The following is a 7433-nucleotide window of genomic DNA, read 5'->3' as shown; positions in this document are numbered from 1 at the left end:
ATCACACAGTATGTGGAATGGATGTAATGCTATTCCCGAAGGGACAGACTACCTATCGAAGAACAAGGAAGGGTGATCGGTACATATACTCCTGCTGCACCATATGAAGCATATACTGACCCTCTTTGATCCTGCTGACATCTATGCTTGACTCTTGTCTGGCCAATTCTCCTTCCTGCACGATTTGTCCTTGGCTATCAGCTATCCAGTAGTCGGTCAGGATATCATGTGGAAGGATGATGGTCAAGAGGTCATTTACTGGATTGGGGTAAAGCTTCAGTCCATTTTTCATCTGGATCTGTGATGTAACACCTACAGTACAATCCAGATCTATCTTCAAGAGCCCATGTTCTGTAGCCGCATAGATCAATTGGGTATTGAAAGGACTGGCCCATATATCATGGATGAGGGTTGTGTCAGGAAGTGCGTAGAGCTGCCATGATGACTGATCGAAATGAGCAAGCCGGGCGGTAATATCATTGAATGCTTGATACGATGAAGCGGTCCAGTATCCTTGATCATGATCGAATGCCAAGCTGATAGGACTGCCGTACATCGTGTCCGGTGGAGATACGATGCCAAGGGTATCGATGCCATGAAGGGATGTCCAGAAAGCACCATCGAATGAGGTGAGACCTCCCCAAGAGGTGGCGAGTACCTCTTGTTCCAAAGCCAGAATGGAATTCCGTGGATCAAAGGATTCAACGGGCAACCCATCGGCACTCGGGTCATTATGATCATACAATTCCCAGTTTCCATCCGAATAGTGGAGGATATCGAATTCATAGAAGCCGAAATGTGTCAACCAGACCGAGCCATCTGGTGAAACACTGATATGACTGGTGGTCTCACAGATATCGCAGCTGAAATGCAAGCCTTCGGTCTCAAATAGATCATAACTGTAGACCATCTGGTCTCCATCGAATTCCCGGTACGTCTGTGCATCCGCGACAATGAGTAAACCAGTCGACCGTACAGCTAATCTGGCTCGGTCAACACTGGTGAATGAAGTGAATTCTCCATTGTCGAATTTCAGGACCGAACTATCTGTACTGAGCCATATGTCGTTGCCAAAGAACAACAGGTCGTGAATCCGATCAGAAGGGATATTGCTATTCAAGCTAGTGAATGATTCCACTTCTCCGGACACCTTATTCCATTGATAGAGGCCGTCCTGCTGCGTACCGAACCACATATGGGTATCCGTCTCCGAGATAGAGGAAACCGAAGAAGCGGGGATCAGCGTGAAACACGGCTGAGCCTGAAGGAAAATTGGACTGAAGGAGAATAGGAATACGAGTATCCGCATTCCCGCAAGATAGTCTAAAACTGTCCATTTCATAGGCTTTTTAGGCGTACCTTCGCGGCCTTAAATTACAGGCGATGATAGCAGCTCATAACATATCCCTACAATTCGGGAAACGCATTCTCTTCGATGAAGTGAATATCAAATTCACTCAAGGGAACTGCTATGGTGTGATAGGTGCCAACGGTGCCGGTAAATCGACCTTCCTCAAAATATTGACCAATGAGGTGGATGCCACATCGGGACATATCGAGATAGAACCCGGAAAGCGGATCTCCTTCCTGAAGCAGGATCACTATGCCTATGACGAGGTCACTGCTCTGGACACGGTAATGATGGGGCACCAGGAACTTTGGGCCGTCAAAGAGGAAAAGGACGCCATCTACATGAAACCCGATTTCTCTGACGAGGATGGGATCAAAGCAGCCGAACTCGAAGAGAAATTTGCCGAAATGGACGGCTGGAATGCCGAAGCTGATGCGGCCGCGCTCCTCAGTGGCTTAGGAATCGAGGAGAAAGACCACTATACCCTTCTCAAGGACCTACAGGGTAGCTTGAAAGTGCGTATCCTACTCGCTCAGGCCTTATTCGGAAATCCAGATATCCTCATTCTGGATGAGCCTACCAATGATCTGGACATCCGCACGGTCGTCTGGTTGGAGGACTTCCTCCTGAATTTCAAGAACACTGTGATCGTAGTCTCACACGACCGTCACTTCTTGGACACGGTATGTACCCACGTGGCCGATATCGATTTTGGAAAGATCAAGCTCTTTACCGGAAACTATTCCTTCTGGTACGAATCCAGTCAGCTGGCACTCAGACAGCGCTCCCAGCAGAATAAGAAAGCAGAGGAGAAGAAGAAAGAATTGCAGGAATTCATACAGCGATTCAGTGCAAATGCGTCCAAGTCCAAGCAAGCTACCAGCAGACGTAAACTCTTGGACAAGATCAATGTGGAGGATATCCAACCCTCTTCTCGGAAATATCCGGCTATCATCCTGAATCAAGGGAGAGAGGCTGGTGATCAGATACTGCATGTGGAAGGACTGAGCGCGTCCAATGAATCAGGGCCCTTGTTCAGTGATTTCCATCTCAACGTCACCAAAGGAGATAAGATCGCCTTCTTGGCCAAGGATAGCATGGCGATCTCTGCCCTCTTCGACATTCTCATGGGAGAACGCAGGGCCGATAGTGGAAGCTTCAAATTCGGAGAGACCATCACTACAGCATACCTTCCCAATGAGAACCACGAATTCTTCAATACCGACCTCAATCTGGTCGATTGGTTGAGACAATTCTCCACCAACAAGGATGAAGTATTCATCCGTGGATTCTTGGGCAAGATGCTCTTCTCGGGCGAAGAGATATTCAAATCTGCCAATGTGCTCAGCGGAGGCGAGAAGGTACGGTGTATGCTTTCACGGATGATGTTGGCCGAGGCCAATCTCCTGATCCTGGATGAACCGACCAACCACTTGGATCTGGAATCCATCCAGGCGCTCAACAATGCGCTGAAGGATTTCAAAGGCACAGTCCTGTTCACTTCCCATGACCACCAGTTCTGCCAAACGGTGGCCAATAAAGTCATCGAACTGATGCCGAACGGACATCTGGAGAAGATGATGAGTTTTGATGAATATCTTGAGAGCGATAAGATCCAAGCCCAACGCGAGGCCTTGATAGCATGACTGAAGGTGGATATGTACGATTGATCTGGGATTTCAGAGGACCCGATTCACGAGGGACAGCTGAACATCACGCCATACATCTGAATCAATTTGCCCAGTCGAACGGTATTGCCATGACCGATCACGGCAGCCAAGCCATCAACGAAATGCATCACATGGCATTCATGATCGTACAGCGTAAGGATATGCTCACCGTACGTGATGCACTTAGACCACATCGCGCAACAGAAGTATGAAAAAGGTCAAGAACGTTCTCATCACTGGAGCTACGGCAGGCATCGGCCAAGCCACGGCCGAACTGTTCGCCTCTCATGGTCATGCCCTCATTCTGACAGGAAGAAGAGCAGAGAGACTGGAAGAAACAGCGAAGAAGATCTCAGAAGAATACGGCACTCTTGTCCTCACGTTGAATTTCGATATACGTGACCTCGAAGCATGTAAGGCAGCTATCGACTCCATCCCCGATACTTCCCTTCCGATAGACATCCTTGTCAATAATGCTGGACTGGCCGCAGGTAAAGATCCTCTTCAAAAGGGCAGCATCGATGATTGGGAACGGATGATCGATACCAATATCAAGGGGCTGCTCTACATGACCCGGATCATCGCTCCACAGATGGTAGAGGCCGGGGCCGGCCATATCATCAACATCGGTAGTACAGCTGGAAAAGAAGTCTATGCCAGTGGAAATGTATACTGCGCGACCAAGCACGCAGTCGATGCCCTGACCAAAGGACTACGTATCGATCTGCTAGGGACCGGTGTCAAGGTGACCCAGATCGCACCCGGAGCTGCTGAGACTGAATTCTCACTGGTCAGATATCATGGGGATGAAAAGAAGGCGGAACAGGTATATGAAGGCTATACTCCGATGAGAGGAGAAGATATCGCCCAACTCATCCATATGGTGACCGAATTGCCCACCCATCTATGTGTGAATGATCTGGTGGTCACCTCCATCGATCAGGCAAATAGCTTCTATATTAGTCGCGAACTCGACTGACATTCAGGAAACACCTTATGGAACTCATCGAATCGCTCCACGCAGTCGCAGGATTTGTGGTTGCGCTCACAGGACTCGCACAGATAGTCACTAAGAAAGGAGGTATCTACCATGCGGTAGTAGGATTCACCTATCTCTCTGCTTGGCTTATTGTAGTGGTCACAGGAGGCTATCTAGGTTCTCCCCTGATCACCTTGTTCGGCTTTCTGGGATTCTACATGGCCTTAACGGGATGGAGATTCGCCAATCGAAGAAGGACCCGACCCAAAACACCGGAAAAGGTCATCTATTGGATAGGGCTGATCGTGGCCACAAGCACCTTCATATGGGGTCTGAGCCTGGCCTTCCAAGGTCATTGGATGGGAATCGTTGCTCTGATATTCGGGGCTATTTTCCTCATCACCTGTATAGTCGATATCCTAGACTTTATCTTCAAGAAGAATATCAGACGATTGAGTGCCTCGCGCAAGCAGTGGATGTTCGAGCACATGACTCGGATGTATATCTCCTACATAGCGGCAATGACAGCCTTTGCGGTGATCAACGAGATATTCATCACTCCCATCTATAACTGGCTCATGCCCACAGTCGTAGGTACCATTTTGATCTTCTTCACGCGTAGACAGCAAGAGAAGAAACTGCTTCTGAGAGAAGAGAAAGAAAGAGGCTGAAGCACCTTCTTCCTTTCAGGTCAATCGCATGAATCGCATGGTATTGAGTATGGCACTGAGAGAGAGTCCGATAAGCAATCCTATCCAGATTCCCTGATACCCCCAATCCAGTTCAAAGGCCGAGTACCAACTGAAGGGTAGACCTATGCAAAGATAGGAGAAGAAGGTGATAGCTGTGGGCCACCAGATATCCTGAAGGCCTCGTAAGGCTCCAATAGCGGCAACTTGCACCCCATCCGAAATCTGGAAAATAGCAGCGATCAAGAAGAGGTCTGCCGCAATCTCGATCACACGTGCATCATCAATATACAATGCAGGGATAAAGTACCGCGCCCACCCGATCAGCACCGCGGCCAAGGTCATGAAAAGGACCACCTGCAATATGGCGGCTATACCCGCTCTTCGCTTGCCCAGTCCATCACCCCTGCCCAGAGCATTGCCTACCCGCACTGTAGCTGCTACGGATATGCCAACGCATACCATGAAGGTGGCCGAGACCGCGTTTATCGTTATCTGATGGGCCGCCTGTTCAGGAGCTCCTATCATTCCCATCATCAATGCAGCTGCAGCAAATGCTCCCACTTCGAAAAGCATCTGCAAGGAAGTAGGTACTCCCAGTCTCAGGACCTTTTTGAAGAACCACTTGGAAAATTTGAATGGGTCGATTCGCACGAGATAGGACCACAGGTGATTGTGACCACCGGTCTTCCAATACCGCATGAAGAAGATGAGCAATAACATCATACCTGTGCGACCGAATAGGGTACCGAAGGCAGCACCTTCAACACCTAGAGCAGGCGCACCCCAATTCCCATAGATGAGCATATAGTTCGCCAGTACATTGAGGACATTTCCAAAAAGAATGGCCACCATGGGTGCGGTAGTCTCGCTCAGCCCTTCACTCAATCCACGGAATCCTTGGAAGATCATCATAGGGACCATCGACCAACTACATACCCGTAGGTAAGGAATCGCTAGATCTACAACTCCAGGGTCCTGGCCGAGTCGGTCCATGAACGGGATAAAGGACTCGATGAGGAGAATACTGAGAAGGGCAAAGATGATATTGATGACCAGACTATGCTTGAAGCTGAAGGAGGCTCCTTGAGAATCGCCCATGCCATCCGATTCGGCCACCAAGGGTTGCAAGGCCATACTGATACCCATACCCACTACCAGGAAGATGACGAAGATGGATATACCCAATGACACTGCAGCCAAAGCCTCAGCCCCGAGGTCACCCACCATCAGATTATCGATGATATTGACAGAGATCTGTCCCAGTTGACCAAGGATGATCGGCCAGGCCAGTCGAAGATTGGCCCGGAAATCTGTGCGATATATGCTTAGCATGGACACCCCAGCAAAGAACTACATTTGAGCTTCAGTCACCGATATGCGAGCCACATCCTTACTCCTCCTTCTGAACCTGACACTTTTTTCCTTGCATGCCTTTTCACAAGCCGCAGCTGAGATACGGGTAGAGCCTCCACATTGGTGGGTAGGCATGAACAATGACACAGTGCAGGTCATGCTCCATGGAAACTTTGACACTGACACAGAAGTAGAGCTCCGACCCTATGCCGGTGTGGAGTTGATCGCTACGACAAGACCTAGTGAGCATTACGTGTTCATCGATCTGATTATCGCAAATGACACCGAACCCGGGACACTTGAGATTGACTTGATCGGCACCTGGAACATCACATTGGACTACTCGCTGAAGGCAAGAAAACCTGGTTCAGGATCGCGTGAAGGCTTCGATGCATCGGATGTCCTCTACCTCATCACGCCCGATCGATTTGCCAATGGAGATACAGAGAATGACACAGTAGAAGAGATGAAAGAAGCGGCCGATCGCTCCTTCCATGGCGGCCGACATGGCGGGGACCTGAGGGGCATCATCGACCATCTAGACTATATCGATCAGATGGGATTCACTGCCATATGGATCAACCCCATTCTGGAGAATGATATGCCTAGGTGGTCCTATCATGGATACTCGACCACAGATTTCTACCGCATCGATCCAAGGTATGGTTCTCTGGAAGAGTACAAGGAATTGGTGACTGAATCAGAGAAACGTGGAATCAAGATCATTCAGGATATGATCGAGAACCACTGTGGGAGTGAGCACTGGTGGATGGACGACCTACCCTTTAAGGACTGGATCAATGGAAACGGAGAATATCGCCAGACCTCCCATCAGCATGAGGTCGTGCAAGACCCTTATGCCTCTGACTACGATACAGATGCCTTCAACAAAGGCTGGTTCGTACGGACGATGCCCGACCTCAATCAGCAGAATCCCTATATGGCCACCTATCTGATCCAGAACAGTATCTGGTGGATAGAAGAAGTAGGGCTGAGCGGCATACGTCAGGACACCTATCCCTATGCAGACAAGACATTCATGGCCCAATGGGCCAAGGCTATCCTATCCGAGTATCCATTGCTCAACATCGTAGGTGAAGAATGGAACTACGAGGTACCCCGAGTTGCGTATTGGCAGGATGGCAGCAGCAATGAGGATGGCTACAGATCCTACCTACCCTCGGTCATGGACTTCCCGCTCCAGTTGGCCATCGGTCAAGCTTTTGACGGCAATGCTCAGAATGATGAAGGATTGAAGGAACTCTATCGCTGCCTTGCTCTGGACTTCCTCTATCCTGCCCCACAAGACTTGGTCACTTTTGCAGACAATCATGACATGGACCGCATCTATGCGCGCATCGGTGAAGACCTTGAACGATGGAAAATGG

Annotated in this window: 7 protein-coding genes; 5 read left to right on the top strand and 2 right to left on the bottom strand. The window is 49.4% G+C overall.

All coding sequences use genetic code 11. The features are described from left to right. Positions 1 to 52 precede the first annotated feature (52 nt). On the bottom strand, positions 53 to 1309 hold the full coding sequence (locus HKN79_07700; GenBank protein ID NNC83445.1) for a T9SS type A sorting domain-containing protein: 1257 nt from the start codon (positions 1307 to 1309) through the stop codon (positions 53 to 55). A 74-nt stretch (positions 1310 to 1383) separates the two neighbouring features. Between HKN79_07700 and HKN79_07695 the strand changes: the two genes are divergently transcribed. The 4 genes from HKN79_07695 to HKN79_07680 are packed head-to-tail and all read left to right on the top strand — an operon-like array spanning position 1384 to position 4671. Then, positions 1384 to 2997: an ATP-binding cassette domain-containing protein gene (locus HKN79_07695; GenBank protein ID NNC83444.1), complete on the top strand. Its 1614-nt coding sequence runs from the start codon at positions 1384 to 1386 to the stop codon at positions 2995 to 2997. Then, positions 2994 to 3233, top strand: coding sequence for a hypothetical protein (locus HKN79_07690; GenBank protein NNC83443.1), 240 nt, complete (start codon positions 2994 to 2996; stop codon positions 3231 to 3233). Before HKN79_07695 ends, HKN79_07690 begins: the two co-directional genes overlap by 4 nt. Beyond that, positions 3230 to 4000 carry an SDR family NAD(P)-dependent oxidoreductase gene (locus HKN79_07685; protein NNC83442.1) on the top strand — a complete coding sequence of 257 codons (771 nt, stop codon included), beginning with the start codon at positions 3230 to 3232 and terminating at the stop codon, positions 3998 to 4000. The genes HKN79_07690 and HKN79_07685 overlap by 4 nt, the downstream gene beginning before the upstream one ends. Before the next feature lie 17 nt (positions 4001 to 4017). Next, positions 4018 to 4671, top strand: coding sequence for a hypothetical protein (locus HKN79_07680; GenBank protein NNC83441.1), 654 nt, complete (start codon positions 4018 to 4020; stop codon positions 4669 to 4671). Between the two features lie 15 nt (positions 4672 to 4686). On the opposite strand, the gene HKN79_07675 is transcribed toward HKN79_07680, so the two are convergent. Continuing rightward, positions 4687 to 6024, bottom strand: coding sequence for an MATE family efflux transporter (locus HKN79_07675; GenBank protein NNC83440.1), 1338 nt, complete (start codon positions 6022 to 6024; stop codon positions 4687 to 4689). 43 nt (positions 6025 to 6067) lie between these two features. On the opposite strand from HKN79_07675, the gene HKN79_07670 reads away from it, so the two are divergent. Further along, positions 6068 to 7433: alpha-amylase (locus HKN79_07670; protein ID NNC83439.1), on the top strand; the 1366-nt coding region annotated here is incomplete at its 3' end.

Source organism: Flavobacteriales bacterium (assembly GCA_013001705.1).
Taxonomy (GTDB): domain Bacteria; phylum Bacteroidota; class Bacteroidia; order Flavobacteriales_D; family JABDKJ01; genus JABDLZ01.
This window is presented reverse-complemented; position numbering and strand designations above follow the sequence as displayed.

Bases quoted from the DNA above. Each gene is read 5' to 3' on its own strand.
- HKN79_07700 (NNC83445.1), bottom strand. From the start codon at position 1,309: ATGCGGATACTCGTATTCCTATTCTCCTTCAGTCCAATTTTCCTTCAG.
- HKN79_07695 (NNC83444.1), top strand. From the start codon at position 1,384: ATGATAGCAGCTCATAACATATCCCTACAATTCGGGAAACGCATTCTC.
- HKN79_07690 (NNC83443.1), top strand. From the start codon at position 2,994: ATGACTGAAGGTGGATATGTACGATTGATCTGGGATTTCAGAGGACCC.
- HKN79_07685 (NNC83442.1), top strand. From the start codon at position 3,230: ATGAAAAAGGTCAAGAACGTTCTCATCACTGGAGCTACGGCAGGCATC.
- HKN79_07680 (NNC83441.1), top strand. From the start codon at position 4,018: ATGGAACTCATCGAATCGCTCCACGCAGTCGCAGGATTTGTGGTTGCG.
- HKN79_07675 (NNC83440.1), bottom strand. From the start codon at position 6,024: ATGCTAAGCATATATCGCACAGATTTCCGGGCCAATCTTCGACTGGCC.